21 protein-coding genes and 1 pseudogene are annotated in these 24,504 nt (G+C 69.2%); 11 read left to right on the top strand and 11 right to left on the bottom strand.

What is annotated here, in order from left to right:
- Positions 1-243 precede the first annotated feature (243 nt).
- Both ACFYNU_RS30980 and ACFYNU_RS30975 read right to left on the bottom strand, forming a co-directional pair.
- Positions 244-1,542, bottom strand: coding sequence for a hypothetical protein (locus ACFYNU_RS30980; protein WP_356595710.1), 1,299 nt, complete (start codon positions 1,540-1,542; stop codon positions 244-246).
- Positions 1,543-1,718: 176 nt separating this feature from the next.
- Positions 1,719-2,690, bottom strand: coding sequence for a LysM peptidoglycan-binding domain-containing C40 family peptidase (locus ACFYNU_RS30975; RefSeq protein ID WP_356595708.1), 972 nt, complete (start codon positions 2,688-2,690; stop codon positions 1,719-1,721).
- A 414-nt stretch (positions 2,691-3,104) separates the two neighbouring features.
- On the opposite strand from ACFYNU_RS30975, the gene ACFYNU_RS30970 reads away from it, so the two are divergent.
- Positions 3,105-3,749, top strand: a complete 645-nt coding sequence (locus ACFYNU_RS30970; RefSeq protein WP_356595706.1) for a hypothetical protein — start codon at positions 3,105-3,107, stop codon at positions 3,747-3,749.
- 292 nt (positions 3,750-4,041) lie between these two features.
- Positions 4,042-5,064 carry a hypothetical protein gene (locus tag ACFYNU_RS30965; protein ID WP_356595704.1) on the top strand — a complete coding sequence of 341 codons (1,023 nt, stop codon included), beginning with the start codon at positions 4,042-4,044 and terminating at the stop codon, positions 5,062-5,064.
- A gap of 649 nt (positions 5,065-5,713) precedes the next feature.
- On the opposite strand, the gene ACFYNU_RS30960 is transcribed toward ACFYNU_RS30965, so the two are convergent.
- The gene (locus tag ACFYNU_RS30960) at positions 5,714-6,346 is read right to left on the bottom strand and encodes a hypothetical protein (protein ID WP_356595702.1); all 633 of its coding nucleotides are present in this window, start codon (positions 6,344-6,346) and stop codon (positions 5,714-5,716) included.
- A 218-nt stretch (positions 6,347-6,564) separates the two neighbouring features.
- Positions 6,565-7,287, bottom strand: coding sequence for a response regulator transcription factor (locus ACFYNU_RS30955; RefSeq protein WP_356595700.1), 723 nt, complete (start codon positions 7,285-7,287; stop codon positions 6,565-6,567).
- A gap of 231 nt (positions 7,288-7,518) precedes the next feature.
- Between ACFYNU_RS30955 and ACFYNU_RS30950 the strand changes: the two genes are divergently transcribed.
- A complete protein-coding gene (locus tag ACFYNU_RS30950; protein ID WP_388767842.1) occupies positions 7,519-7,998 on the top strand; it encodes a pyridoxamine 5'-phosphate oxidase family protein in 480 nt (159 codons plus the stop codon).
- A 100-nt stretch (positions 7,999-8,098) separates the two neighbouring features.
- Here ACFYNU_RS30950 and ACFYNU_RS30945 read toward each other — a convergent pair whose 3' ends face one another.
- A complete protein-coding gene (locus ACFYNU_RS30945; protein WP_356595785.1) occupies positions 8,099-9,793 on the bottom strand; it encodes a GAF domain-containing protein in 1,695 nt (564 codons plus the stop codon).
- 202 nt (positions 9,794-9,995) lie between these two features.
- Complete coding sequence (locus tag ACFYNU_RS30940) at positions 9,996-10,826, bottom strand: universal stress protein (protein ID WP_356595696.1); 831 nt, start codon at positions 10,824-10,826, stop codon at positions 9,996-9,998.
- 191 nt (positions 10,827-11,017) lie between these two features.
- On the opposite strand from ACFYNU_RS30940, the gene ACFYNU_RS30935 reads away from it, so the two are divergent.
- Positions 11,018-11,893, top strand: a complete 876-nt coding sequence (locus tag ACFYNU_RS30935; protein ID WP_356595694.1) for a universal stress protein — start codon at positions 11,018-11,020, stop codon at positions 11,891-11,893.
- 260 nt (positions 11,894-12,153) lie between these two features.
- Here ACFYNU_RS30935 and ACFYNU_RS30930 read toward each other — a convergent pair whose 3' ends face one another.
- On the bottom strand, positions 12,154-12,606 hold the full coding sequence (locus tag ACFYNU_RS30930; RefSeq protein ID WP_356595692.1) for a MarR family winged helix-turn-helix transcriptional regulator: 453 nt from the start codon (positions 12,604-12,606) through the stop codon (positions 12,154-12,156).
- Positions 12,607-12,664: 58 nt separating this feature from the next.
- Here ACFYNU_RS30930 and ACFYNU_RS30925 point away from each other — a divergent pair, with 58 nt between their 5' ends.
- Both ACFYNU_RS30925 and ACFYNU_RS30920 read left to right on the top strand, forming a co-directional pair.
- A complete protein-coding gene (locus ACFYNU_RS30925) occupies positions 12,665-13,534 on the top strand; it encodes an SDR family NAD(P)-dependent oxidoreductase (RefSeq protein WP_356595690.1) in 870 nt (289 codons plus the stop codon).
- A 173-nt stretch (positions 13,535-13,707) separates the two neighbouring features.
- Positions 13,708-16,035 carry an MMPL family transporter gene (locus tag ACFYNU_RS30920; protein WP_356595688.1) on the top strand — a complete coding sequence of 776 codons (2,328 nt, stop codon included), beginning with the start codon at positions 13,708-13,710 and terminating at the stop codon, positions 16,033-16,035.
- Positions 16,036-16,128: 93 nt separating this feature from the next.
- Here the strand turns inward: ACFYNU_RS30920 and ACFYNU_RS30915 are convergent, their stop codons facing one another.
- On the bottom strand, positions 16,129-16,851 hold the full coding sequence (locus ACFYNU_RS30915; protein ID WP_356595686.1) for an alpha/beta hydrolase: 723 nt from the start codon (positions 16,849-16,851) through the stop codon (positions 16,129-16,131).
- A gap of 366 nt (positions 16,852-17,217) precedes the next feature.
- Here ACFYNU_RS30915 and ACFYNU_RS30910 point away from each other — a divergent pair, with 366 nt between their 5' ends.
- Positions 17,218-17,673: a lamin tail domain-containing protein gene (locus ACFYNU_RS30910; protein ID WP_356595684.1), complete on the top strand. Its 456-nt coding sequence runs from the start codon at positions 17,218-17,220 to the stop codon at positions 17,671-17,673.
- A 216-nt stretch (positions 17,674-17,889) separates the two neighbouring features.
- The gene (locus tag ACFYNU_RS30905; protein WP_356595682.1) at positions 17,890-18,840 is read left to right on the top strand and encodes a hypothetical protein; all 951 of its coding nucleotides are present in this window, start codon (positions 17,890-17,892) and stop codon (positions 18,838-18,840) included.
- 102 nt (positions 18,841-18,942) lie between these two features.
- Here the strand turns inward: ACFYNU_RS30905 and ACFYNU_RS30900 are convergent, their stop codons facing one another.
- The gene (locus ACFYNU_RS30900; RefSeq protein WP_356595680.1) at positions 18,943-19,935 is read right to left on the bottom strand and encodes a bifunctional DNA primase/polymerase; all 993 of its coding nucleotides are present in this window, start codon (positions 19,933-19,935) and stop codon (positions 18,943-18,945) included.
- Between the two features lie 329 nt (positions 19,936-20,264).
- On the opposite strand from ACFYNU_RS30900, the gene ACFYNU_RS30895 reads away from it, so the two are divergent.
- From ACFYNU_RS30895 to ACFYNU_RS30885, 3 genes and pseudogenes are all read left to right on the top strand, one after another.
- Positions 20,265-20,570, top strand: a complete 306-nt coding sequence (locus ACFYNU_RS30895) for a hypothetical protein (RefSeq protein ID WP_356595678.1) — start codon at positions 20,265-20,267, stop codon at positions 20,568-20,570.
- Between the two features lie 462 nt (positions 20,571-21,032).
- Positions 21,033-21,662 (top strand): SigE family RNA polymerase sigma factor, encoded by a 630-nt coding sequence (locus tag ACFYNU_RS30890; protein WP_356595676.1) that lies wholly within the window; start codon positions 21,033-21,035, stop codon positions 21,660-21,662.
- A gap of 163 nt (positions 21,663-21,825) precedes the next feature.
- Positions 21,826-22,053: pseudogene (locus ACFYNU_RS30885) on the top strand (fatty acid--CoA ligase); the annotation flags it as partial.
- A 90-nt stretch (positions 22,054-22,143) separates the two neighbouring features.
- On the opposite strand, the gene ACFYNU_RS30880 reads toward ACFYNU_RS30885, so the two are convergent.
- Positions 22,144-22,341: a DUF397 domain-containing protein gene (locus ACFYNU_RS30880; protein ID WP_356595674.1), complete on the bottom strand. Its 198-nt coding sequence runs from the start codon at positions 22,339-22,341 to the stop codon at positions 22,144-22,146.
- On the bottom strand, positions 22,338-23,141 hold the full coding sequence (locus tag ACFYNU_RS30875) for a helix-turn-helix transcriptional regulator (protein WP_356595672.1): 804 nt from the start codon (positions 23,139-23,141) through the stop codon (positions 22,338-22,340). The genes ACFYNU_RS30880 and ACFYNU_RS30875 overlap by 4 nt, the downstream gene beginning before the upstream one ends.
- Between the last annotated feature and the right edge of the window lie 1,363 nt (positions 23,142-24,504).

Genomic DNA, 24,504 nt, shown 5'->3' with positions numbered 1-24,504 from the left:
CCAGTGCCGCTGAACGTCGCCCCGATCGGAGACGATGAGATCAAGATCATCGTCTCCGATCTAGAGGCTCACCGTCCCGATCGGCGCCAGCCTCGCCACCATCGCCGATGGCCTCGTGCACGTCAGCCTCTAGCCGCTGACCTGGGCCGTCAACTCCCAGTTCCCGGCCCCAATCGTGAGCGCAGCCGGACAGGACATGGTCGACCACCACGCCACCGCCGCCCGACGGGATGCGCCCGGTTCTCAGGCCGGCGTGAAGGAGAACAGTTGGTCGCTGGTTCCGGTGCACTGGGCTTGGATCGCTTCGGCGCCGCTGGTACGGGGAGCCTGGATGCCGATGCACATGCCGCTGTCCATGGGGCGCAGTCGGTAGCCGCTGCCGGATGGCTCCAGGCGGAACCGCTGGCCGAGTGCGCTGGTGCATTCGCCCGGAGACACCAGCTCCGAGCCTTCACTCGACGCTTCGTCGACGCCAAGGCAGCCGTCGCCTCCGGTCTCCGGGTGTTTCCAATGGATGCGGTAGATCTGGTTACCGAGGGATTCCAGGGAGACCCGCGGCTGCGGGGCCTCGGAGCAGGAGCGCTGCACGGCGACTTCACGAGTGGTACGGCCGTTGCGTTCCCGGCCTTCGGTGATGCACAGGCCCGGTGAGTTCGCGGGGTGCATCGTCACCGGGCCGGCCTTGGGCATACCGGGGGAGTCGGATGCCTTGGCGGCGGGCCGGCTGGGCTGGGCCGTGGTCACGGCGTCGCTCTTGTCGGGCCTGGCGCTCGTGGGCGGGTTGCTCTGTTCCTCCTCGGAGATGGGCGTGCTCGGTGACGCGGATGCGGACGGGGAGGGCGAAGAGGCGGGTGGCGTGGTGTCCGTGGGGCCGGCGGTGGTGCGGGGGCCGTCGTTCGGCTGTGTGGTGACGGGCTTCTCGCCGTCGGGCCAGAAAGCGAGCAGAAGAACCCCCGCGGCGGCGCAGGCGCCGGCGGCTGCCATCGATAGGTGGCGGTTACGGGATCTTCGGCCGCCGGGCTGTGCCGGCGGCGGTGTCTGAGGCGTGATCGCACTTGCCGAAGTCTTGTTCGGGGGTTCCTCGGAAGTGCCGGTGCCCGGTTCCGTGCCGGTGCCCGGTTCCGTGCCGGTGCCCGGTTCCGTGCCGGTGCTGGCGACAGTGCCGGTCTCCGGCCCCGGCCCCGGCCCCGTCTCCGTCTCCGGCCCCGTCTCCGGCCCCGGCCCCGGCTCCGTCTCCGGCCTCAGCTCCGACTCCGTCTCCGGTTCGGGCTTCCGTTCGGGCCTCGGTTCTCCGCTGCCCCAGCCCGGTATCGCGGGCTCCGTACTCATCGCGAGTCGGCGGCGGGCGTCCAGCCAGGTGTCGACGGTGGCGGCGTCGCCACCACAGGCCCGGACGAAGGTGGCCAGGAGCTCTTCGCGCGGGAGGTCCTCCCGTGCCAGAGCGCCGGAGAGCGTGGCGCGCGGCAGCGCGTCACCCGCGTCGTTCGCTCTGCGTTCCAGCTGCCGGTAGCTGAGATCGGCCCAGTTGCGTAACTGGCGCATCGAGTGGACTAACTCCGCCGGTGTACGCGCGGTCTGCGGATCGGGCCCTGTCCCCACGTCGTCTCCCTGTCGCTCGCATGTCCGAAGGACATTAATGCGAAGGCGAATCGGGAGGGAATCCGAGAGGCGGTGGTGGCGGAGACCTGTCCGGTGGTCCGAGGCGGCTTCGGTTTCGGTCACGGTGTGATGTGGCGGTAGCTGTCGACTCCGGACGGGGCGGGAAGCGGCGCGGTGGTGATGTTCTTACCGCGACCGGGCGCGTGTATGACCCTGCCGTCCCCGATGTAGAGCTGAACGTGCCCGCCGTTGTTGCTGATGATCAGGTCGCCGGGGATCAGCTCGGCACGGGTCGTGGCCTTGCCGGCCCTCACCTGGTCCCAGGTGGTACGCGGGAGTTCGACGCCGGCCTTCTCCCAGGCGCGCATGACCAGACCCGAGCAGTCGTAGCCGCGTGGGCCGGTGCCGCCCCAGACGTACGGCTTGCCGAGCTGGGCCCGCGCGAAAGCGACGACCGCCTTCGCCCCCGACTTCGGCGCCTCCCCGGGCTTCTTCTTCGGCGGGTCGGGCTTCGGCGGATCCGACTTGGGCGGATCCGACTTGGGCGGATCAGTATCCGGCAGATCGATCTTCTGCGGTTCTGTGGAGCCCGTGGCGGGGACGCGCAGGGTCTCGTCGGCGTAGATGAGTGTCGAGCTCCCCAGATCGTTCAGCTCCTGGAGGACCTTGACGCTCGTGCCGTGAGCGCCGGCCAGGGCGTAGAGCGTGTCACCGGGGCGCAGGGCGACCTTCTCGACGGCCGTGCCGGTCGGCTTCTTCGGCGTCTCCTTGACCGGCACCGGCCGAGGTATGACCGGGCCGTGCGGCATCTGCGGCGCGGGAACAGGCGTTGGTGCCGGCCGGACCTCCAGGGACGACGAATCCGAGGACGGGCCGTGCACTGCCAGCAGCACCCCGGCCAGCAGTGAGAGCACGAACATCACCACCAGCGAGGCCACCGCCCACAACCGGTCCCCACGGGTGCTCCGACTCTGCGGCTTGCGGTGCGACACCGGCCCCTTCGCCTGAACCTGCGCCTGCGCCTGCGCCGTTCGCAGGTGCCCGCCCTGCGGAGCCTGCTGCGGCGGCCTGAGCAACGTCTGCTGTTCCATCACAACCTCCCTCTCGGGCCGCGACCTCCGCAGCTCCGAGACGAGGCTGTATCGCCGTCACGGTGTCCCGCCAGATCCTCAGGCGTCCCGGACAGTCCGGGACTCTCCACGCTCACAAAACCTTGCCGGGCAGACCGTCCGACCAACCCCGGATACAGGTCCTGACCAGCACGGACGAACCCGGACTGTCCGGGTCGCCGCAATCTGTTGTCCCGCCCTGCACCCCACGGCAAAGCTTCTCTCATCGCCCCGCACCGCTCGGCCGGCGCCTGAACAGGGCGCCCTCCGGCGGCCGGTGCCGGGCACGCCCTGCCGGCCGGTCGTCAGTGCGTCCGCAGCAGGAACGCTCATACCGAGTACAGCGGCCCGCCATCCGCGCGGCCCGAAACACTTACGTCCACAAGGAGCACCATCATGCGCAGCACACGAGTCCGCACATTGGCGGTAGCCACCGTCGCCGCAGGTCTGCTGGCCGGCGGCATCACCGTCGGCACCACCGACGCGTTCACCGGCGACAAGCCCACCGACTCGATCGCCAACGCGGCGGCCGAGCAGCCCAAGAACCGCTCCCAAGCGCGGGGCGAGTACCCGGCGAACGCCGCCGGGACGGCGTCCGGACAGGCGCCGACAGCGCCGAAGGTAGCTGAGGCGGAGGGCTGCAAGACCGACACCTCGCAGTACGAGATCCGCAATCGCTGGGTGAAGATCAAGACCGCCCATCTCAAGGTACGCATCACTCGGTGCGTGGATTCGTCCGGGAACCTGACGCCGAGCACCACCACACGCATCTTCGCCACTACGACGACAGCCGGCGACTGGCTCTACGGAATCACGGTCACTCCGGAGCCTGTTCCCGCCATCATCAAGGCCACGGACCGCCAGCACATCCTGGAACAGGACATCGATTCCAAGACCTGCCTGGCCATCAAGAACGGCCCGTTCTGCTACCACAACAACATCACGTTCACGATCACCGTGAACAAGGCGGGCAAGGGCGCGCCCAAGTGGGAGGTAAGCACGAAGGACACGAGTCTCGACGACGACATCCTGCCTGCCTGAGCCACCGCCCCTTTGTCCCAGGCCGGGAAAGTCTCCGGACATCACCTGTGACCAGCACGGACGAACCCGGACTGTCCTGGCCGCCGCAATCCGTTGCCCCGCCCGCCCCCTGCGGCAACGCTTCTCTCACCGCCCCGCGTAGGCCGGCGCCTGAACAAGGCGCTCTCCAACGGCCAGGCGCCGAGCCCGCCCTGCCACGCGGTGACCAGCGGCAGGAGCGCTCACACCGAATACGGCACCCGCCATCCGGCGCGCGGGCCCGAAACCATTCACGTCCACAAGGAGCATCACCATGCGTATCCGCGATGCCGAAACCGGCAGAATCCGTCCGCTGGCGATCGTCGCTCTCACCACCTGTCTCCTCGCCGGGGGAACCGTCGGCGCCGGTGCCGGCGGCCTCTTCACCACCGACACCCCCGCCAAGGCGGCCGGTGACACCATCGCCAAGGCGGCCTTCGGCCAGCAGCAGGACAGCGCCGCCGATCCGGGACCGACTCCGCCGCCGAGGAATGACAGCGCCACCGAGACCGTGTACATGGTCAAGGGCTACGACGACACCAACGACGAGGCGCCCGGTGTCAGTTGTGGCTACCGCTGGGACAAGCCGATCAAAGCCATGAAGAAGTGGGGCTGGGCGAAGAGCAAGAAGAACTTCGTCCGGGTCGGCTTCTACATCGAGGACAGCAGATGCGACATCAACCTGGCGAAGAAGGACGGCACCCGGGATCTGAGCATCAAGGAACTGGGCCGCCGACTCGCCTGGAACATCCACCTCAACCACTCCCGGTGGGGCCGCAGTGTCGACGTGATCGGCCACTCCATGGGCAGCGTGATCATCAGGGCGGCCCTTGCGGGCACCGAGCGCGGCGAGAAGGACTGGCCGCCTTACGTGTACGTCGAGGACGCCGTTACCCTCGGCGGCCCTCACCAAGGAGCAATTGCCTCGGAGCTCTGCTTCGTCGGGCACAACAACCAGCAGTGCAGGGACATGGCTGCTACGTCCGACTTCATGGGCTGGTTGAACAAGACCGACGCGGCACAGGCAGAGGGCGGCACCGACTGGACGGCGATCGGATCCAGAACAGACACCGCGGTCCTGCCGGGCAGCTCAACCCCGCGTGACATCGGCATCCGCCACCTCGTGCTCTACGGCTTGAGGGCCGGCATCGAGCACAGCGGGCTGCGCGAGCTGACCGAGGGCACGTACCCGATGGCGCACTCCAACGACGCGGGCGCCAACTGGAAGGACAACGACGCGGCAGCGGCACCAATGCGCGCAGCGTTCAACGCCCTGTACTTCCAATCCCGCTGGTGACCCCCTGCCGGATGGAACGGTAGAAGGCCGCGGCTCAGGGTCTCGCACCTTGATGCGTGCGAGGCTCCGAGCCCTTCAGGCATCGGCGGTGGCGAGTGTGTTCCGTGCCATTCTCACGACAGTGGATAAGCGTTGTTCCCGCAGGTCAGAGGGCATTTCTATCGAGCAATCCGCACCGTCTTGAAAACCGTCGTGGCAGCGATGTCACCGTGGGTTCAAATCCCACACCCACCGCCAGGTTAGAGAACGTGCTGGTCAGAAGGCGGGCCCCCCGAACTGGGGCCCGTCCTCTTTGCTCCTCGGCCCGTAGACCCTGCTCGATAAGGCGGTTGGCGTGCGCTGAAGCGCCCTTAAGGATCTTGGTGTAGAAGCGGTACAGCACGGTGAGGCTGTGCCCCGCCCTTGCCGCCGCCTCCACGGGGTCCGCTCCTTGTTTGATCCACAACGAGATTGCGGCATGACGCAGGGAGTAAGGCACCTCAGCGAGGCCCGTCTTGGCCTTCTTCGGACCGAGTACGGCCTTACGCGCCCTGGGCGGAGCGCTACCCGCGCCCGTGGCGAGGAGCTTCCACTGGTGACGGGGCGGCCTTGCGCCGGTGCGGGACACGGTTATCCGTGTCCCGCACCGGCGGTGAGCGGTGAGCGGGGATCAGTGCGACCAGCGGTTGCGGTTGACGACCGGGAGTCGTTCCCAGAGTGTGCTCAGGCCCCAGGTCCGGCCGGCGTAGGCGGCGGCGAGGGCGATCAGGACCACGGCGTAGACGACGTGGTAGTCGAAGATCGGGTTGCTGGACATGCTGGGCGCGCCGTCGGACAGGTGTCTGGCGGGCGGCCATTCCGCGAGCCACATCAGGCCCATCATCAATGTGCCCGCCGCCGCCGCGAAGCGCAGTGCGAAACCGGCGACCAGGGTCACGCCGATCGCGAGCAGGCCGAGCATGAACAGCCAGTCCACCCAGCCCTGGCCGGCCAAGGAGTGGAAGGTGGATTCGAGCGGCCCTGCGGAGACGCCGCTCAGGAAGCCCTTGGTCGGTGAGCCTCCGTCGATCCAGGCCGCTCCGCCGGGGGTCGCGTATCCCCAGCCGAACGCCTTGTCCGCGAACGCCCAGAGGAACACCCCGCCAAGGATCAGGCGCACGACGGCAAGACTCCTCATGAGGAAGACACCCGCACCGGTTCGGACGGTGGCCGAGGCGATCGGGGTGGTCGGGGTGGTCGGGGTCTGATGGGTGGTTCCCGGCTGTGAGGCCGGAGCCCGGTGCGAACCCTCGTGAATTGCCATGGTGTTGACCCCTTCGGGACGGTGGATACGGTGTGGCCGCTGCTTGCACACTCAATATCCCGCCGGCCGTGGGTGGCGCACAGCGGCGACAGGCCCTCGTCCGAGGGCCGAACGGCCCTCTCCGTCAGGGCCGTTGAGACCCCCGGGATCGGCGACGGCCCGACGGTCGCGGTCGAAGGCCGTTCTGTGCCGCGTCTTCCGCCGCTGGGTCCGGGGGGTCAGTGTCGTGGGCGGCCCTCGGACGGGACTGTGCCGTGCTGCTCGTGCGCGGCGTTGGCCTGGGTGGCGAGGACCGCTGCCTGGACTCGGCGCTCGACGCCCAGTTTGGCCAGCAGTCGCGAGACGTTGTTCTTCACCGTCTTCTCGGCCAGGTAGAGGCGTTCGCCGATTTCACGGTTCGTCAGTCCCTCACCCACGAGCGCGAGGATTTCCTTCTCGCGCTCGGTCAGGTCCGGCAGCCCGTGCGTCCGCTGTTCGGGTTCGGCCCCGCCGCGCAGCCGTGCCATCACGCGCGAGGTGGTGCCGGGGTCGAGCATGGACTGCCCCGAGGCGACGGTACGGACCGCGGTGACCAGGTCCGTGCCGGTGATCTGCTTCAGGACGTATCCCGACGCGCCGGCCATGATCGCGTCGAGCAGCGCCTCCTCGTCGTCGAAGGAGGTGAGCATCAGACAGGCCAGTTCCGGCATGCGCGAACGCAGTTCCCTGCACACCGCCACCCCGTCACCGTCCGCCAGCCGTACGTCGAGTACGGCCACCCGCGGACGCAGCGCGGGTATGCGGACCAGCGCCTGCTCGGCCGTTGAGGCTTCCCCCACGACAGAGAGATCGGGTTCGGCGTCCAGCAGATCGCGTACCCCTCGGCGTACCACTTCGTGGTCGTCAAGCAGGAAGACCCTCACCGGTGTTGTCGTACCCGTGCCGCGTTCTTCGTCCGTCACTGCCGTTCCCCCTCGATTCCTGCCCCCGGTCCCTCGTTGCCCTGCCCGGTGCATCCTCGTCTCAACGGGCGCCGAAAGCCACGGCCGGGCTCTCTCGCCTCGTCCCCCCGGTCGCGAAAGGGCCGCACGCGTGGACCGTTCGGCCCTGGCACCGGTACGACGCCGAGGAGACGCTGGCTCTTTCACGAGTGAGCGCGTGATCGGGCAGGGCGAGAGCAGAGGTTGGGCATGATGAGCGAGCGGGACTCGCGGCCGTCGCCGACGCGGGAGACAGAGGCGCCCCGGCTGATGGAGGCGCTGGACCGCCGGGACGCACTCGATCTGCTGCGCTCGGTGTCACTCGGCCGCCTCGTGTTCACCCAGCACGCTCTGCCGGCGATTCGTCCGCTGAACCATCTGCTGGACGGGGAGGACGTCATCATCCGGCTCGGTGACGGTTCCGTGCTCGCGTCCCTGGCGGCTCCGAGCACTCCTCCTGGAACCGTCGTGGCGTACGAGGCGGATGCCATCGACCCGGAGTCGCATGTGGGTTGGAGCGTCGTCGTCACTGGGTACGCGCGCCTCGTCGACGATCCTGCCGACCTCGACCGCTATCGGGATCTTCTGCGTCCGTGGGTGTCACCCACCATGAGCGATGTGCTGCGTATCCGTCCCCAACTGATCACCGGGTTCAGGCTCGTCCCAGCGACAGGCCGCCCCGCGGCCGGCTGAGAGGAACGGCCGTCGGACAACTGTCACGCCCGTTCCCGCCACCAGTGGTCAGCGCGTGTCCCCGCCGCCAGTGGTCAGGGCCTGCCCCCGCCGCCGGTGGTCAGGCGCGTTCCTGCTGGAGCAGGGGAGCGCGCCATACGAACCGGCTGCCGCCGCCGGCGGGTGTCTCGATCGTGAAGGTTCCCCCCACACCTTGGGCCCGCTCGGAGAGATTCCGCAGACCGCTGCGACGTCCGTCGCTCGGGGTGCCCCGCCCGTTGTCCGTGACGGTGAGGATCACCTCGTCCGCGGTGGCCCGGAGACCGACCTCCACCCGCGTGGCGTGCGCGTGGCGTGCGGCGTTGCTCAACAGCTCGCCCAGCACGGCGTGCACATGGTCGGCGACCGTCGGCGGCACGTCGGTGTCCAGGAGCCCTTCCATGCTCAGGCGGGGAGGGAACCCGAGCGCGGACGCCGCTTCACCGGCCGAGCGCGCGGCCCGCGCGCGGAGGCTGCGCCCGGTCTCCTCACCCCTGACGCGCAGCCCGAAGATCGTGGTGCGGATGATTTTGATCGTCTCGTCCAGGTCGCCTACGGCCCGAGTGAGCCTTTCCGCGGCCCCGGCGTGATCCACCAGCCGAGCGGCGCTCTGCAAGGTCATCCCCGTGGCGAACAGCCGCTGGATCGCCAGATCGTGCAGATCGCGTGCGATACGGTCGCGGTCCTCCAGCAGCGTCAGGAGTTCGGTGTCGCGGCGTCGTTCGGCCAGCTCCAGGGCGACAGCGGCCTGGCCGGCGAAGGCAAGCAGCGGATCGATCTCGCTGTCCGTGAAGACCGGCTCCCCCGCGGATCGGACCAGCAGCAGCACTCCGAGTCCGTGCTCCGCGGTGCCCAGGGGGACGGCGACGGCGGGCCCCAGCCCTGAGTGATCGCCGGTCCTGTCGGCCTTTTCGGCGAAGCGGTCGTCGTCCGCCAGACAGGCCGTCGCGACAGGGCCGCCCGTGCGGTGGGCGGCGCCGGGCAGGGTGCCGTCGACCGGAATGACCAGGGCGCGCCGTTCCTCCGCTCTCCCTCCGGCCGCGAGTTCCACGACGAGGGTGTCGGTTTCGGGCACGGGAACGCAGACGTCGGCGAGCTCGGCGCCCGTGAGTTCTCCGGCCCGGCCCGCGATGAGACCGAGAACCTCCGCTCGCGGACTGCCGGAGAACAGGCTGTTGGTGATTTCCGTGTTCGCCCGCTGCCACCTCTGCTGGCGCCTCACACCCTCGTACAGGCGGGCGTTGTCGATGGCCACACCCGCCGCCACCGACAGCGTGGATATGACTCCCTCGTCCTCGGTGTCGAAGTCCTGCCCGCCGCGCTTGTCGGTCAGGTACAGATTGCCGAACACCTGATCACGCACCCGGATCGGCACTCCGAGGAACGTCCGCATCGGCGGGTGCCGGGCCGGGAAACCGTACGACGCCCGGTGCGTGGCCAAGTCTCCGAGCCGTAGCGGTTCCGGATTGCGGATCAGCTCACCGAGCAGACCGTGACCCGCGGGCAGTGGGCCGATCGCCTCGATCGCCTCGTCGGCGAGGCCGACCGTCAGGAACTGCGACAGCTTGCGGCCGTCCGGACCGATCACTCCAAGAGCCGCGTAGCGGGCGTCGACCAGGACCGCGGCAGCCTCCACGATTCGCCGCAGAACCTGGGCGAGGTCCAGCTCACGCCCCACCGAGACGACCGCCTCCAGCAGACTGTGAACCCGGTCCCTGGTACCGCGGGCGGCGTCGATACGGGCCTGCAACTCGTCCAGGAGCTCGTCGAGCCGCATCTTCGGTATCTGAGAGAACGGATCCTGCTCGCCCACCGGTGTTCCTCCGCAGCCTGGACCGGCAAGCAGACTAGCGGCCCTGTGAGCCCAGGGGGGTACGGCGTCGGGCAGGACATCTCTCGGCCTCACCGATGCGGCCTCAGGGATGCGGTCTGGGAGATGCGGCTTCAGGGGTGCGGCTTCAAGGCCGGACGACGGGCGCCTACCGTCCGGACGGGCCGTCGGTTCGTGCGGGGCCGACACCGTGGCCGGGCGGGGTGGGGCCGACAGGGACCAGCAGGACCGGGCAGCGCGCGTGATGCAGCAGCGCGTGCAGGGTGCGCATGTGTGAGCCCTTGGCACCGCACTGACGGCGGGCGACGACCACCACATCGGCGCCGGCCGTGGCGGCGACCACTTCGCTGTCGGCCACGGGGATGGCCGCAGGCCCGATCCCGTAACGGCCCTGTTCCTCGCCGGCCGGGCACGCCGCTTCGGTGGCACGAGCCTTGAGGTACGGCGCGGCGGCGCTGGAGGGCCGGTAGCGCGCGGTGTGTACGAAGCGCAGGCGGGCGCCGCGCCGTACGGCCTCCTCGAAGGCGAAGCCGGCGGCTTCGATGTCGTCGTCGCTTCCGACGGCGAACAGCACCTCTCCCGCGTCGACATGACCGGTGAAACGGCCGGCGCCGACCACGAGGACGGGGCAGGGGCTCCGTTCGGCGACACGCTGGGCCACCGATCGCGACACCAGTGAGGCCGGAGCGTCCAGGGCGCGTGTGCCGACGACGAGGAGCGCCGCGTCCCTGCCCCGGGCCACCAGGGCAGCGGCAGGACCGGCGGCTACGGCCGTGAGGCGGACGGGAAGTTCCGGATGGCGCGCGGCGACCCGGTCCGCCGAGGTGGTCAGGACCGGTCCGGCCATGTCCGGGTCGGGCACGGCGTACACGATCTCCAGAGACACCGACCGCCGCCTCGACTCCTCGGCCGCCGCGTCCAGCGCGCGGGTCGCGACGACCGACCCGTCGACGCCCACGACCACATGATTCTCAAGCATGTGCGCTCTCCCCTCACGCTCCGTCCGGGCCCTCGACCGGGCCCCACGCCCAACTCTGGTGCGTGGAAAGGCATCCGGCAGGAGTCGACCGGCCCCGCCCGAAGGACCGACCGGCCCTACTCCGGGACGGACGGCCGGTGTCACGGTGCGTAGCACAACATCCTGACTGGATACGGAAGGTGGTGGGAACGGTGGAGTTCCCCCTGGTGGTCGGCGTCGACGGATCCCTGTCGAGTCTGAAGGCCGTTGACTGGGCCGCGGACGAGGCGATACGGCACATGCTGCCGCTGCGCGTGGTGCACGCCCACCTCTGGGAGCCGCACGAGAGCACCCGGTCCCCCCTCGGCACAGGCGAGTCACGGACCGGATCCTGGGCCGAAGCAGTCGTCACCGGAGCCGCCGAGCGGGCCCGGCTGCGTCAGCCGGAGCTGAAGGTCTCCAGCACCGTGCTGCCCGACGCCGCCGTGCCCGCACTCCTGCGCGAAAGCGACGAGGCGTACGCCGTCGTCGTCGGCAGCAGAGGCCACGGCACCCTCGCCGGACTGCTCCTCGGGTCGGTCGGCCTCCAACTGGCCGCCCGCGCGGCAGGTCCGGTCATCGTCGTACGGGGGGCGCGACCCGATCGCCAAGTCCCCTTCAACCAGGTGGTACTGGGCGTCCACGACGCCGAACGCGACTCCGCCGCAGCCGAGTTCGCCTTCGCCGAGGCCCAGGCGCGCGACGCCCGACTGCACGCCGTCCACGCGTGGAGACCCCCGGCCTACGTACTGCCCGACATCCCGGTACCCCCGGACCTGCTCACGGAGACCCGAGACCGCCAGGCACGAGAGCTGCTCACCATGGCGCTGCAAGAGCCCTCCCGCCGACACGAGTCGGTGCGCGTGATCCCGGAAGCCTTCAACGGTCCGGCCCGCGAGGGGCTGTTGGGAGCGGCGGCCTCCGCAGATCTCGTGGTGATCGGTGCCCGCCGCCGGCACACCTCACCCGCGATGCAACTCGGCAGCGTCAACCACGCGGTACTCCATCACGCACCCTGTCCGGTGGCGCTGGTCCCCCAGCGCACCTGACTTCTGAGAACAAGACCCGTCCTGAGCCCGGCGGAGAACTGCCGCCACTGGCGCGCTCCCTCAATCAGCAGGGGCGCGTACGAGCCGGTCGCGGGTACTTTCGCGCAGCACCCGGCGCAGCACCCGGCGCAGGACCCGGCGCAGGACCCGGCGCAGGACCGGTGCGGTGCTGCTGAGGGATGCGGCGGGCTCGTCTCGGTCGTCGGCTGATGTACGGGACGGTGCTGCGCAGGACCTGCCGGTCGTCCGGCGCCGCCTCGTCAGTCCGTGAGCGCCGTGTCGAGGCGGGCCAGTGATGACTTCAGGCTTTTCAGCTGCTGCGGGTCCAGCGAGCCGAAGAGTTCACGCAGGACGTGTGTGCCCGCTTCTTCCGCCGCCGTCAGCGTGGTGCTGCCCGCGGCGGTCAGGGAGACGGTCTTGCGGCGGCGGTCGTCGGTGTCGTCGGTTCGGGAGACCAGGCCGAGGCGTTCGAGCCCTTCCACGATCTGGGTGACGGACCGGGGGGCCTGGCCGAGGGCGTCGGCGAGTTGGGCCTGGTGCAGGGTGCCGTGCGTGGCCAGGGCCTGGAGAACCTTGGTGCGGGACAGGGAGAGTCCCACGGTCGACTGCATGTGCCGGTCCACGGCTCCGCGCAGGCCGTAGGCGATGGTGAGGAAGGTCAGTCCTACCTGCTCAGGGCCGGTGTCGGCGGTGATCGCCTCGTGCTCGCTCATGGTGTGGGGTATCGTCCCACACAGAGGTCATGAGGTACCTCACGAATGGAGCGAAGTGATGACCCGTCCCGTTGCCGTGATCACTGGGGCCACCTCCGGCCTGGGCCGTGTCGCCGCCATCGATCTGGCCGGCCGCGGCTACCGCATCGGCGTGGTGGCCCGCTCCCGTACCAAGGCCGACGCCGTGACGAGCGAACTCAAGGCGGTCGCGGGTGATGTGCCGGTGGACATCTTCTACGCGGATCTGGGCCTGACCTCACACGCTCGACGGGTCGGACAGGAGATCGCCGCGTTCTACCCGCGTCTGGACGTGCTGGTCAACAACGCCGGGCTGCACGCCTTCGCGCAGCGCACCACCACCGAAGGCTTCGCGGAGATGACGGCGGTCAACTATCTGGGCCCATTCGTGCTGACCCACACCCTGACCGACCGGCTCCTGGGCTCGGCGCCGTCGCGGATCGTCAACGTCGCCTCCGAGGCGTCCCAGCAGGCGAAGTCGATCGCACCGGCGGAGGACCTGCGTGATGTCACCCCGTACACCCGCCGGGCGTCGATGGCGCTGTACGGGCGGACCAAGCTGATGACGATCATGTGGACGCAGGAACTGGCCCGGCGCCTGGATCCCGCGAAGGTCACGGTCAACTGCTGCGATCCCGGGTTCAACGCCACCGGCCTGGGACGCGATCTGCCCGGATCCGGGGTGCTGCGGCGGGTGTTGAACACGCTGCGCGTCGGGGATCCGCGCAAGGGCGCGGGCATCATCGTCCGGCTCGCCACCGACCCCGCGTTCACGCACACCAGCGGCGGCTACTTCTCCGTACGCGACGCCAAGCCGCTGGAGTGCCCCGAGCCCGGGCGCGATCCCCGCGTACAGAAGGAGCTGCGGGATCAGACCATGGCGCTGCTGGCGGGCCGCGCCTTCGACTGAGACCTGGCGGCTCCGTCTCAAGAAGGACGCCGGCCGGTACGGGCGTACCGGCCCCGGCGCGGATTCAGCCCTGAGCAGCTCACGTCGGCCACGCCCGACTCCTATGTTTTCACCCGGTGCCGGTCAGGCCCGCTTTCACACATCCTCTTTTCTCCTGGTGGGAGTACTTTTCCGTGGCCACTTTTCTCTACCGGCTCGGCCGGCTCGCCTTCCGGCAGCGCCGGCGTGTGCTGTTCGCCTGGGTCGCGGTGCTGATCGCCGCGGGCATCGGCATCACCAGTGTCTCCGGCAGTACGACGGACGACTTCACCCTTCCCGGCACCCAGTCGCAGCAGGCCATCGACCTGCTGGAGGCGGAGTTCCCGCAGGCGTCCGCCTCGGGTGCCACCGCCCGCGTGGTCATCGAAGCGCCGGACGGCGAGAAGCTGACGTCGGCCGCCCACAAGGCTCAAGTGGAGTCGCTGGTCGATGAATTGCGCACGGCGCCGCAGGTGGCCACCGTCGCCGATCCGTTCTCCGGCGGGCTGGTGTCCGCCTCGGGCGGCATCGCCTACGCCCAGGTCACCTACGCGGTGCCACAGGCGGAGATAACCACCGCTGCCTCCGACGCCCTGCGCGAGGTGGCGCGGCAGGGCGCGGAGGCGGGCCTGGCCGTCAGTCTCGGCGGCAACGCGGTTCTGGACGAGGGCGGGAGCAACGCCGCGGAGCTGATCGGCCTGCTCGTCGCCGCGTTCGTACTGGTGATCACCTTCGGTTCGCTGGTCGCGGCCGGGCTCCCACTGCTGTCAGCGGTCGTCGGTGTCGGAATCGCGCTGTGCGGGATCACCGTCGCCTCGTCGTTCGTCGACATGGCCTCCAACGCACAGACGCTGTCCCTCATGCTGGGCCTGGCGGTGGCCATCGACTACGCCCTGTTCATCGTCTCCCGCTACCGCGGCGAGTTGCTGCGGGGCCACCGGCCGGAGGAGGCGGTGGGCCGGGCCCTGGGGACAGCGGGATCCGCGGTGGTGTTCGCCGGACTGACGGTGATCATCGCGCTGGTTGGTCTGTCCGTCATCGGCATCGCGATGCTGACCACCATGGGGCTGGCCGCGGCCTTCGCCATCACCGTCGCGGTCCTGGTCGCCCTCACCCTGCTGCCCGCGCTGCTGGGCTTCACCGGTACGCGCGTGGCCGACGGGCGCCTGAGCACACGTGGGACCGCACGCCTGACCGCACGCATGACCGCACGCCGGGCCGCACGCCAGGCCACACCCTCGACGCGCGCCGTGGAGCGTGGCAGCCGCTCCACGATGGGAGTGCGCTGGGGCCGCTTCGTCACCCGCCACCCGTGGAAGATGCTCCTGGCCTCCGTCGTCGGCCTCGGCGTACTGGCCCTCCCGGCGCTGTCGCTTCGCCTGACCCTGCCGGACGACAGCATGGCCGCCCCGGGCAGCACCCAGCGCATGGCCTACGACACCCTCAGCAAGGGCTTCGGGCCGGGCTTCAGCGGTCCGCTGACCGTCGTCGTCGACGCGCGCGGCGGCGACGATCCCGACGCGGCCGCGAAGGACACCACCGCGTTGCTGGACGGGCTCGACGACGTCGCCACCGTGCGACCGCCCGTCTTCAACCAGGCCGGTGACGTCGCCCTGATCACCGCCGTTCCGGGCAGTTCCCCCACCAGCCAGGCCACGGTGGACCTGGTCGCCGACATCCGTGAGCGCAGCACGGCCGCGGAGGGGGACGGCGGCGCGCGGGTGATGGTGACCGGCCCGACCGCTCTCAACATCGACGTCTCGGCCAAGCTGGGCGAGGCGATGGTGCCCTACCTGGCCATCGTCGTCGGGCTCGCGCTGATCCTGTTGTTGCTGGTGTTCCGTTCACTGCTGATTCCGCTGAAGGCCGCCCTCGGCTTCCTGCTCAGCGTGGTCGCCACCCTCGGGGTGCTGGTCGCTGTCTTCCAATGGGGCTGGCTCAAGGACGTGTTCGGCGTCGACGAGACCGCGCCGATCGTCAGTCTGCTGCCGATCCTGCTGATCGGCGTCGTCTTCGGCCTGGCCATGGACTACGAGGTCTTTCTCGTCTCCGGCATGCGCGAGGCGTACGTCCACGGTGCCTCGCCCATCGAAGCCATCGTCACCGGATTCCAGCACGGGACCCGCGTGGTCACCGCCGCGGCCGTCATCATGATCTCGGTGTTCGCCGGGTTCCTCCTCGATGACGTCGCCCTGGTGAAGTCGATCGGCATGGGGCTCGCCGTCGCGGTCCTCTTCGACGCCTTCGTGGTCCGTATGACCATCGTCCCGGCGGTGATGACCCTGCTCGCCGACCGGGCCTGGTCTCTTCCCGCCTGGCTGGACCGGATCCTGCCCAACGTGGATGTGGAGGGCGAAAAGCTGCGCCACATCCTCGACGACCGAGATCGGGCCGCGGGCGTACCCGTCCTCACCGGCCAGACCACAGGCGTGCCCGCCGCCCTCACGGACCAGGAACCGGAGCCGGCTGCCCCCGTCGGCTGAACGCCCGGTGGCAGGTCAGCGAACGTGCTGGGCAGAAGGGGCGCCTCCGGCTCGAAGGCGCCCCTTTGGCGTTGAGCCCGTTCTGCCGCCCTCTTAGATCAGGTGGCGGGCGAAGAAGTGGTCGCCGTTCTCTCTCTCGAAGTGGGGGGTGCCGAGGTGGCCGCCCAGGTTGGCGTGGAGAGTCTTCTCTTTGCTGGCGAAGGCGTCGAACAGGTCCAGGGCCCGTTGTCGGGGGTTTCCCTCGTCGTCCCACTGGAGCAGGAACAGCAGGGGAACGGCGAGTTGTCGGGCCTCCTCGCGCTGGGCGTGGGGGACGTATCCCCCGGCGAAGAGGCCGGCCGCCGCGATGCGTGGCTCGGTCACCGCGAGGTGGATGCCGAGGGCCGTCCACCCCGCGTACCCGACCCGGTTCGCGATCTCGGGCAGTGCGAGGAGGGCGTCCAGGGTGGTTCGCCATTCCGGGACCGCGTTCTCGACCAGCGGGGCGACGAGGGACTCGAAGATCCCGTCGACCGGTTCGCCGGCCCGCATCGCCCGGCGGAGGTCGGCGCGGGCCTGTTCGGCGGCGGCGGAGCGGGGGCGGTCACCGCACCCGGGGGCGTCGATGGTGGCCACCGCGTAGCCGTACGCCGCGGACAGTCGGGCCCGGGCCGTCAGCCGCGGTTCCCGCCTGGGCAGGCCGTTGTTGTGGGCCATCAGGATCAGCGGGGCCGGGGCGGGGGACTCAGGTGTCCACAGGGTGCCGGGGATCTCGCCGAGGGTGAATTCGCGTTCGAGGACGCCGTCGTCGAGGCGTTGCTCGGTGGTGAATCGCATGGTCGTGCCTTTCGGGAGTGCGCTTGAACGGCGCTCCCGGACGACCTATCGCCCGACCGTGACCCCGGAGGGGAGCACCCATGTCGATACAGCGTTCACGGGTACCACCTCCTCGTTCTCTCGCACGGCCTTCGGCAAAGTAGCAGTGGGTGCCTGGCTCGCCAACGGGTTTTCTCCGCGGAGGCTCCAGTCACGCTCACCGCGGCGCCGCGCTTCGGCAAATGCGGCTCACTGTACGGGAGTCGGTGGCTCTACCGGTCGGTATGTCCTTGTTCTTGAAAAGGGAACGTATTACAGACGCTTGGTCATACTCTGGGCGCCTGCCGGGCCCTTTGGGGGGTGCCCGGCCCCGATCAGAGGACGCACATGCGCTATTCCCGCACGCTCTCCACCGTCGCCGCCACGGCCGCGGTGGTCGCCGGAACGGTTCTGCTGCCGACACAGGCCCACGCCGTCGGTTCGGTCCATCTGTACAAGATCTACTACGACAGCCCCGGCACGGACAGCCGTTCCAACGCCAGTCTCAACGCCGAGTACGTGCAGATCCGCAACACCACCACCAGGGCCGTCAGCCTCACGGGGTGGTCGGTCGTCGACGCGTCCAATCACAAGTACACGTTCGGCAGTTACTCGCTCGCGCGGGGCAAGACGGTCACCGTGCGCACCGGTTCGGGGACGAACACCGCGGCCAACCGCTATCAAGGGCGTGCCGCGTACGTCTGGAACAACGACCGGGACACGGCCACGCTCAAGAAGTCGACCGGGGCCAGGGTGGACACCTGCTCGTACAACTCGACCCGCGTCGACTACAAGGTCTGCTGACGAGTCCGACGAGTCCGACGGGTTCGACGGGTTCGACGGGTTCGTAAGGGTGGAGTGAACGGCCGGCACGCGCCGGCGCGAGGGACGGTGGCAGCCGGTCATCGTTCCTCCACATCTCCCCGTACAACCAGCAGTGGAATTCTGGTGTCTAGCAGGTGACCAGTGGGGCTCATGTCCCGCTTTCTCTACCTCCGAGTACGTTCGAGGAGACTCACCTTGCGTCACCACAAGCACCTCTCCCGCCGCTCACGCCTCACCTCAACAACTCTGGCCGCAGCGGCGGTTGCCGCCGCCCTGCCGCTCGCCCTCGCGCCCGGCGCGTACGCGGACGCGGGCGCGCCCGACGAGCCCATCACGCCGGATCTGACCGTGTCTGAGCTGTCGGGGAATCAGCTCAGGCCCGGCGAGGTCCGCAACGACTCCGTCACCCTCACCAACAACGGCACCGCCGCCACCGACGGCGTCACCTTCCGGCTGCGCCTCACCCGCGGGCTGGCCTTCACCGCGCCCGTCGACGGCTGTACGTACTCGACGGTCGGCGACAAGATCAAGCAGGCAGTGTGTGAGCTGGACGTCGGCATCGCGCCCGGCGAGAGCTACACCGTGCCGGTGAAGTTCAAGGTGCTGAAGAAGGCGCTGATGGAGGTCGTCGAGTACGGCACGAGCCGCACCGGCGAGGACCCGGGGGAGGGCTACGACCAGGCCAACCGCCGGCTCGCGCTGGACACGGACAACTCGGCCGATCTCGTCGCGACGGGGGACGAGGCCACGGGGAAGCCCGGCGGCAAGGTCATCGTCACGCCCTCGATCCGCAACGACGGACCGGGCTGGATCCAGAACAACGTGAGCGACGACCACCCGGCGCTCCTCGTGAACATCCCCAAGGGCACGACGGCCGTCGAAGTCCCCGAGAACTGCCTGCCGTTCGGGATCGACGGGCCGACCGGGCCTTCGGAGCCGGGGCACCCGAAGTACGTCTGCCAGGAGGACGACTACACCCTGGAGGTGGGCGAGATCGAGGCGTTCGCCATCGTCCTGAAGATCGACAAGGGGCGGCGTGCCGACACCTCCGGGGTGGTCAAGGCCACGTCGAACTACGACATCGACCCCGTGTACGACACCAACAAGGCCAACAACAAAGCCACGTTGAGCATCGATGTCCAGTAGTCGGTAGGGCGGTAGTCGGTAAGACGGCAGTCGGCAGTCAGCAGTCCGTGGGCAGGGGCGTTCACCGGTGCGGGGCGGTGGACGCCCCTGCCTGTACGAGTACTACAGCGGGCCCGCCGTCAGGCGTGACGCCGAGGCGATCGTCGCGCGCGCCTCGTGCTCGGTGAGGCCCGTCCGTACGGCGGCGTCGACGAGCCTCTCCGCGAGCGAGTCGCCGAAGCCGTGCTCGTACGCCCGGCAGGCCGCCCAGAACAGCCGGGTGTTGCGCTGGCCCTCGTGCGCGGCGAGTACGAACTGCACCAGGCCGTGGCCCTGCGCCGGGCGCCCGCCCCGGTGCCCGCCCGGTCCCGCGTGGCGACCGCGCTCGGGGGGCGTGAGCAGGCGCAGCAGGGCGCGTGGGCAGGGCGCGGGGGTGAGCCCGGCCGAGCCGGGGGCGAGGCGGTACGCGCCGCGCGCGGTGACGGAGCCCGGCCCGACGAGATAGCCGCCCGAGCCTCGTACGTCGATGCCCGGCGCCAGGCGGCCCGCCGAGTTGGGGACCGTGACTCCGGCCGGACCCGACAGCCAGATGTGCCGGCCGCCGCTCGGGGTCAGTACGACCACGGTCTCCGGCAGCGTGAACAGGTGCTGGAAGGCGAGTTGCTGGAGGGCGGCCACCGAGTCCGGCGTGGGGTCGGCCCCCACGCCCCCCGCCCCGGCCGCCCCCGCAGCCATCCCCGCCCCGACCGCCCCGGCAGCCATCCCCGCCCCCGCCCCCGTCCTCGCCCGTCCCGTCGGCGTGACGTCCAGGTCGACACCGATCAGCTGATGAGGCGCCCGTCCGCAGGCGATGCCGTACCCCGTCGCCCAGGGCGCGGCGGCGAACAGTGCCCGTACGGCCGCCGGGTCGGTCGTGGCGTCGTGCACGCCGTGACCGGGGAGGCCGCACTCGCCCCGGCACGGATGGACGCCGCCCGCGCCGGATTCGTCCCGGTGGGGCGAGCGCAGGGCGGGGAGCTTGCTGGGGGACAGCGGAATGACGGGGAACCCGCTCTCCGCCGCGGAGAGGGCGTACGCGAGGGCCAGGGTGGTCGTGTGCCGGGCTGTGATGGCCATGGGTCTATGTTCGCACTCTTGTTCGAAGAAGGGGAGTGGGAAAGATTGGCCGAAAGCGTGCTGAAACGCTTCACCTCTTGTGGGAGCAGGGTCGTGGCGCGCTCCGTACGCGCACATACCTACCGAACTGGCCTGTTGATGTCGCGAAGGGGGTTTATCGACATGTCCTCACGCTTGCGAGGGAATAACCCGCTCAGGGCTGGTTCGCCGGGGATTCGGTGGGCAATTCTGAGTTCGCGACGTCGAGCACAACGTCCAGGCGGTCGGCCAACCGCCTTGGCAAAAGCCGTACTTCTCGTTCTGAAGATCTCGTTCCTGGAGGAACTGACATGGCAAGCTTCCGTACCGCCCGCGTCTTCGCCGCCGTCGCCGCCCTGCCCCTCGCCGCGGCGCTCTTCACCAGCTCGGCATCGGCTGACGACATCGCGGACGACGGATCGAACGCCAGCGTGGCCACGATCGTGGGCAGCGGTGTGGGCGACGACAACTCCGGCAACTCCACGACGACTCAGCAGGTCGCGACCGGCGCGGGTGCCTCGAATCAGAACAACACCGCGAGTGTGAACGACTCCGGCTTCACGGTGATCGACCAGTCCAACGAGAGCATCGCGGTGAACTTCTTCGATCTCTGGTGATACGCGGCCCGACGGGGGGCCTTGCTTGAGGGTTGAGGGGTGAGCGGCGGTCTGCGCGGTGGTACTTCGGTGCCGTCGCGCAGGCCGTCCTCTTTTCGTGACGCGCCCGTCTCTACCTTTGGGTGGACGTCCTAAACCCGATCCGGCACCCGCCGGTGGTGTCCCTTTCCCTCCTCACCAAGATGTACGGCTCCGACACCCCCGTCCTCGCGTGCGCGGCCCGCACCGTTCCCACCTGCGGAGATGTCCATGGAGTCGTTCCCGCAAGGCCGCACGGCCACCGCGCGCCGCAGCGCCGAAGATCGACAGCGGCCCTCCGCCCCCGGGCCGTACCCTTACGGGGGTGTTCACCTCCTCCATCTTCAGGAGGTGCATCCAGCACCACTTCTACTCCCTGAGGCGGACGAAGCTTCGGGACCTGGGGCCGATCCCTTGAGATGGGCCCGCTCCTAGCGTGGAGCCATGACCACACCACTCTGCGCGAACGCGTCCAAGGCTGTGACGCATGCGTCGTACCACCCGAATTCGCACCCACCCACGCATGCTCATCCGCACCAGCTCGCGCACCCGCACCCGCAGCCCCATGGGCACGCGCCGCCTTACAAGTCCTTCTCGTCGTACGTACGGGCGCGGGGGCCCGTGCTGCTGCGGACCGCGCGCTCGCTCACCGCGAATCCGAGCGACGCCGAGGACCTTCTCCAGACCGCGCTCACCAAGACGTATGTCGCCTGGGACCGGATCGAGGACCACCGGGCCCTCGACGGCTATGTCCGCCGGGCGCTCGTCAACACCCGTACCTCGCAGTGGCGTAAGCGCAAGGTCGACGAGTTCGCCTGCGAGGAGCTGCCCGAGCCGGCCGGTCTTCCCGCGCCCGACCCCGCCGAGGAGCAGGTGCTCCACGACGCCATGTGGCGCGCGGTGATGAAGCTGCCCGACAGACAGCGGGCGATGGTGGTGCTGCGTTATTACGAGGATCTGAGCGAGGTCCAGACCGCCGAGGTGCTCGGGGTCTCCGTCGGCACGGTCAAGAGCGCGGTGTCGCGCGCGCTCGGGAAGCTCCGCCAGGACCCGGAGCTGGTGCCCGTCCGCTGACCCGCCACTCGGATGACCCGCCACTCGGATGACCCGCCACTCGGAAACCAAGGCCGGGTGCCCCCCCGCACCCCGTGTTTTCTACTCCTGGGTAGTGACATACCGTTCGGTATGTGCGCAGAATCTCCGCACGACCTTATCGCCCGCCCACCGGGAGGACGCCGTGCTGAGCACCATGCAGGACGTACCGCTGACTGTGACCCGCATCCTGCTCCACGGGATGACCATCCACGCGAAGTCGCAGGTCACCACCTGGACCGGGGAGAGTGAGCCGCAGCGCCGCAGTTTCGCCGAGATCGGCGCACGCGCGGCCCAGCTCGCCGGCGCCCTGCGCGACGAACTCGGTGTCACGCGTGACGAACGCGTCGCGACTCTCATGTGCAGCAGTGCATGTAAAACACTCGTGGTGTGACCTGCGGAAATGCGAGGCGCCCCCGCTGGAGTGGTCCCAGCGGGGGCGCAGTCGTCTGCATCGGGGCCGCTACCGCGCAGCGAACGCCAGGAAGGAAGACCAGGCGTCACGGGTCACCAGGAGCACGGGGCCGGCGGCGGCCTTGGAGTCGCGGACCGGAACAACGCCCGTGGCTGCGACGTACGACGGGGCCCACTCCACGCAGTTTCCGCCGTCCTGGTTGCTGTAGCTCGACTTCACCCATTCGTGCTGCGGAAACGGGTTCACAGTGCCTCCATGAGTCCAACGATCATTTGCGCTGACGCGCCGGGCGCGAGGGCCGAAGCGGTAAGCACATCGTAGGCCCGCGTGAGGTGCTGAACCGCGCTTGGTTCGTCGATGATCACTGCCGAACCGATCGACTCCGTGTAGACCATGGAAGCCCCGTCCGGCTTGGTCAAAATCGACATTGAGCCGTCCATCAGCCCGTGCGTTCCCGCAGAGAGCGGCAGCACTTGAAGCACGTTGGTGTGTTGGGAACCGAAGGTGAGCAGTGCGGAGAGCTGTTCCCGCATCACCTCTGAACCGCCCACGTCCCGACGCAAGACGGACTCGCAGATGACCGCCGAGAAGTACGGCGGCGACGGCGCCCGCAGTACATCCTTGCGAGCCATCCTGGACCCGACCTTCGACGCAATCTCGCGGTCACTGGCGCGGGAGTCGCCTGCCCGGAAGAGGGCCCGTGCGTATGCCTGTGTCTGGAGTAGTCCAGGGATCACGGTCGGAGTCCACTCGGAGATCGAAAGGGCGAGCTGTTCCACCTCCATGCGGCGACGGGAGTATGCAGGAAAGCCGTCCGCGAGCGTCTTGTCGTAAAGGTCCTTGAACAGGCCGTCGGTGTTGAAGATCTGGTCAAAGAGTGCAGGCAGGTTGCCCGGAATTGGACCCTCGCCGCGCTCGATTCGCGAAATCGTGGCTGCGGATGTACGGACTTCCCGCGCAAGTTGAACTTGTGTCCACTTCCCTTCGGCGCGCAACTCGCGGGCGTCCCTCACTGCATCGCCGAACTCCTTTCGAGGGTTGCTCACCCGCACCGCTCCGTTCCGTCAACTCGGCGCCCTATGGGGCGACTCGATCACTCCGACCATGCCGATGAAAGCACGCTTCGCCCTCAGAGTCGTTGCAGGTCAACCAACTTGGCATATGCCGCTTCTATCATCGCGCAGGTTGAAACTCGATTGGCTTCCCAAGGCGCGGGTCCCTGTCGCACTCTGAACACCCCCGCTCACTACCCGTGGAAGGGCGCGATATGACGGAACGAGCAGTTACGGTGTTCCGCGCTCGGGATGATCTGACCGAGCTTGACGCCACCGTTCACAACGGAGGCTTCTGGCGACTCGTGCCCGAGTCCGTACCGCGGGTGTACGACCCGATCACACGCACCCTGTTGGAGGATGTCGAGCGCGGTTTGCGGCGGCTGATCTCATGACGGCCGTCGAACGATCGACCGCATCGGCTTTGGAGCCCGTTCCCGTCGAGGGCTGCGATGTGTGTGAGGCACTGGCTGTGCAGCGTGAGGAAGCGCGGGGCCGCGCCGGCTCGATGACGGTCCGGGAGTGCAATTCGGAACTCAGCAGCCACCCGCACCGGAGCGGGAGTGACCGCCGATGATCCCGCCGACGCTCGCTCGTGGGAAGACGACCGGTCGACCCGTGAAGCTCGTGAAGTGCACGACACCACGCCGAAAGACCCTTTGCGGAGTGTGCATAGGCCATCGTGAAATCTGGTGTCCGGAGTGCTGTGGATTCGCGGGCTGCCTTACATGCCAATTCACTTACCGCGTCGCCTGCCCGAGGTGTGCAGGCGGAACAATGGAGCCGATTCGATGGTGACTCGTTTTGTCGTCCGCATGGCTGGCCCGATGCTCGTGCTGGGCATCGCAGGTCTGTGCGGTCTGACGCTCACCCTTGCCGCTACCGGCCAGCTGTGAGCTTCCCTTGAACCCCGTCCCCCGCCGATGCTGTCGACGTACTTCCCTTCCCAGGACGCGTCGCCTCGGCGGGGGACGGCCGAGAACCCCGTTCCGGGCGCGTTGCCACCCCGTGAAGAAGGACAGGTGCGCGTCCGGGACGGGCCCCTGGCCAGCTATCGACGGTCGGCCGGGTTGCAAGTGCAGGGCACCACTCCAGTAGAGAGAGGTACTACGCATGAGGGCAAGAATCGAATGGGCGCTGGCTGGCGGCGGCGAGGACGACGACGACGGCGGAGAGCCCAACCCCCCGACCGGCGACGGCGACGACGGACGCCAGTACAACCACTGAGCCGGTAATGTCCAACTGGTGACGTGAAGCAGGGTCGGGGGGGGGGGGGGGGGGGGGGGGGGGGGGGGCGGGGGCCCGGGGGGGGGGGGGGGGGGGGGGGGGGGGGGGGGGGGGGGGGGGGGGGGTGGGG

This window comes from Streptomyces sp. NPDC006643 (genome assembly GCF_042870175.1).
In the GTDB taxonomy this organism is placed as follows: Bacteria; Actinomycetota; Actinomycetes; order Streptomycetales; family Streptomycetaceae; genus Streptomyces.
The sequence above is the reverse complement of the archived record's forward strand: the minus strand, read 5'-3'. Positions and strand labels throughout refer to the sequence as shown.

What these genes read in the sequence shown, in the direction of transcription:
- ACFYNU_RS30980 (WP_356595710.1), bottom strand. Translation starts at nt 1,542, where the DNA reads ATGCGCCAGTTACGCAACTGGGCCGATCTCAGCTACCGGCAGCTGGAA.
- ACFYNU_RS30975 (WP_356595708.1), bottom strand. Translation starts at nt 2,690, where the DNA reads ATGGAACAGCAGACGTTGCTCAGGCCGCCGCAGCAGGCTCCGCAGGGC.
- ACFYNU_RS30970 (WP_356595706.1), top strand. Translation starts at nt 3,105, where the DNA reads ATGCGCAGCACACGAGTCCGCACATTGGCGGTAGCCACCGTCGCCGCA.
- ACFYNU_RS30965 (WP_356595704.1), top strand. Translation starts at nt 4,042, where the DNA reads ATGCGTATCCGCGATGCCGAAACCGGCAGAATCCGTCCGCTGGCGATC.
- ACFYNU_RS30960 (WP_356595702.1), bottom strand. Translation starts at nt 6,346, where the DNA reads ATGGCAATTCACGAGGGTTCGCACCGGGCTCCGGCCTCACAGCCGGGA.
- ACFYNU_RS30950 (WP_388767842.1), top strand. Translation starts at nt 7,519, where the DNA reads ATGAGCGAGCGGGACTCGCGGCCGTCGCCGACGCGGGAGACAGAGGCG.
- ACFYNU_RS30945 (WP_356595785.1), bottom strand. Translation starts at nt 9,793, where the DNA reads ATGCGGCTCGACGAGCTCCTGGACGAGTTGCAGGCCCGTATCGACGCC.
- ACFYNU_RS30940 (WP_356595696.1), bottom strand. Translation starts at nt 10,826, where the DNA reads ATGCTTGAGAATCATGTGGTCGTGGGCGTCGACGGGTCGGTCGTCGCG.
- ACFYNU_RS30930 (WP_356595692.1), bottom strand. Translation starts at nt 12,606, where the DNA reads ATGAGCGAGCACGAGGCGATCACCGCCGACACCGGCCCTGAGCAGGTA.
- ACFYNU_RS30925 (WP_356595690.1), top strand. Translation starts at nt 12,665, where the DNA reads ATGACCCGTCCCGTTGCCGTGATCACTGGGGCCACCTCCGGCCTGGGC.
- ACFYNU_RS30915 (WP_356595686.1), bottom strand. Translation starts at nt 16,851, where the DNA reads ATGCGATTCACCACCGAGCAACGCCTCGACGACGGCGTCCTCGAACGC.
- ACFYNU_RS30910 (WP_356595684.1), top strand. Translation starts at nt 17,218, where the DNA reads ATGCGCTATTCCCGCACGCTCTCCACCGTCGCCGCCACGGCCGCGGTG.
- ACFYNU_RS30900 (WP_356595680.1), bottom strand. Translation starts at nt 19,935, where the DNA reads ATGGCCATCACAGCCCGGCACACGACCACCCTGGCCCTCGCGTACGCC.
- ACFYNU_RS30895 (WP_356595678.1), top strand. Translation starts at nt 20,265, where the DNA reads ATGGCAAGCTTCCGTACCGCCCGCGTCTTCGCCGCCGTCGCCGCCCTG.
- ACFYNU_RS30890 (WP_356595676.1), top strand. Translation starts at nt 21,033, where the DNA reads ATGACCACACCACTCTGCGCGAACGCGTCCAAGGCTGTGACGCATGCG.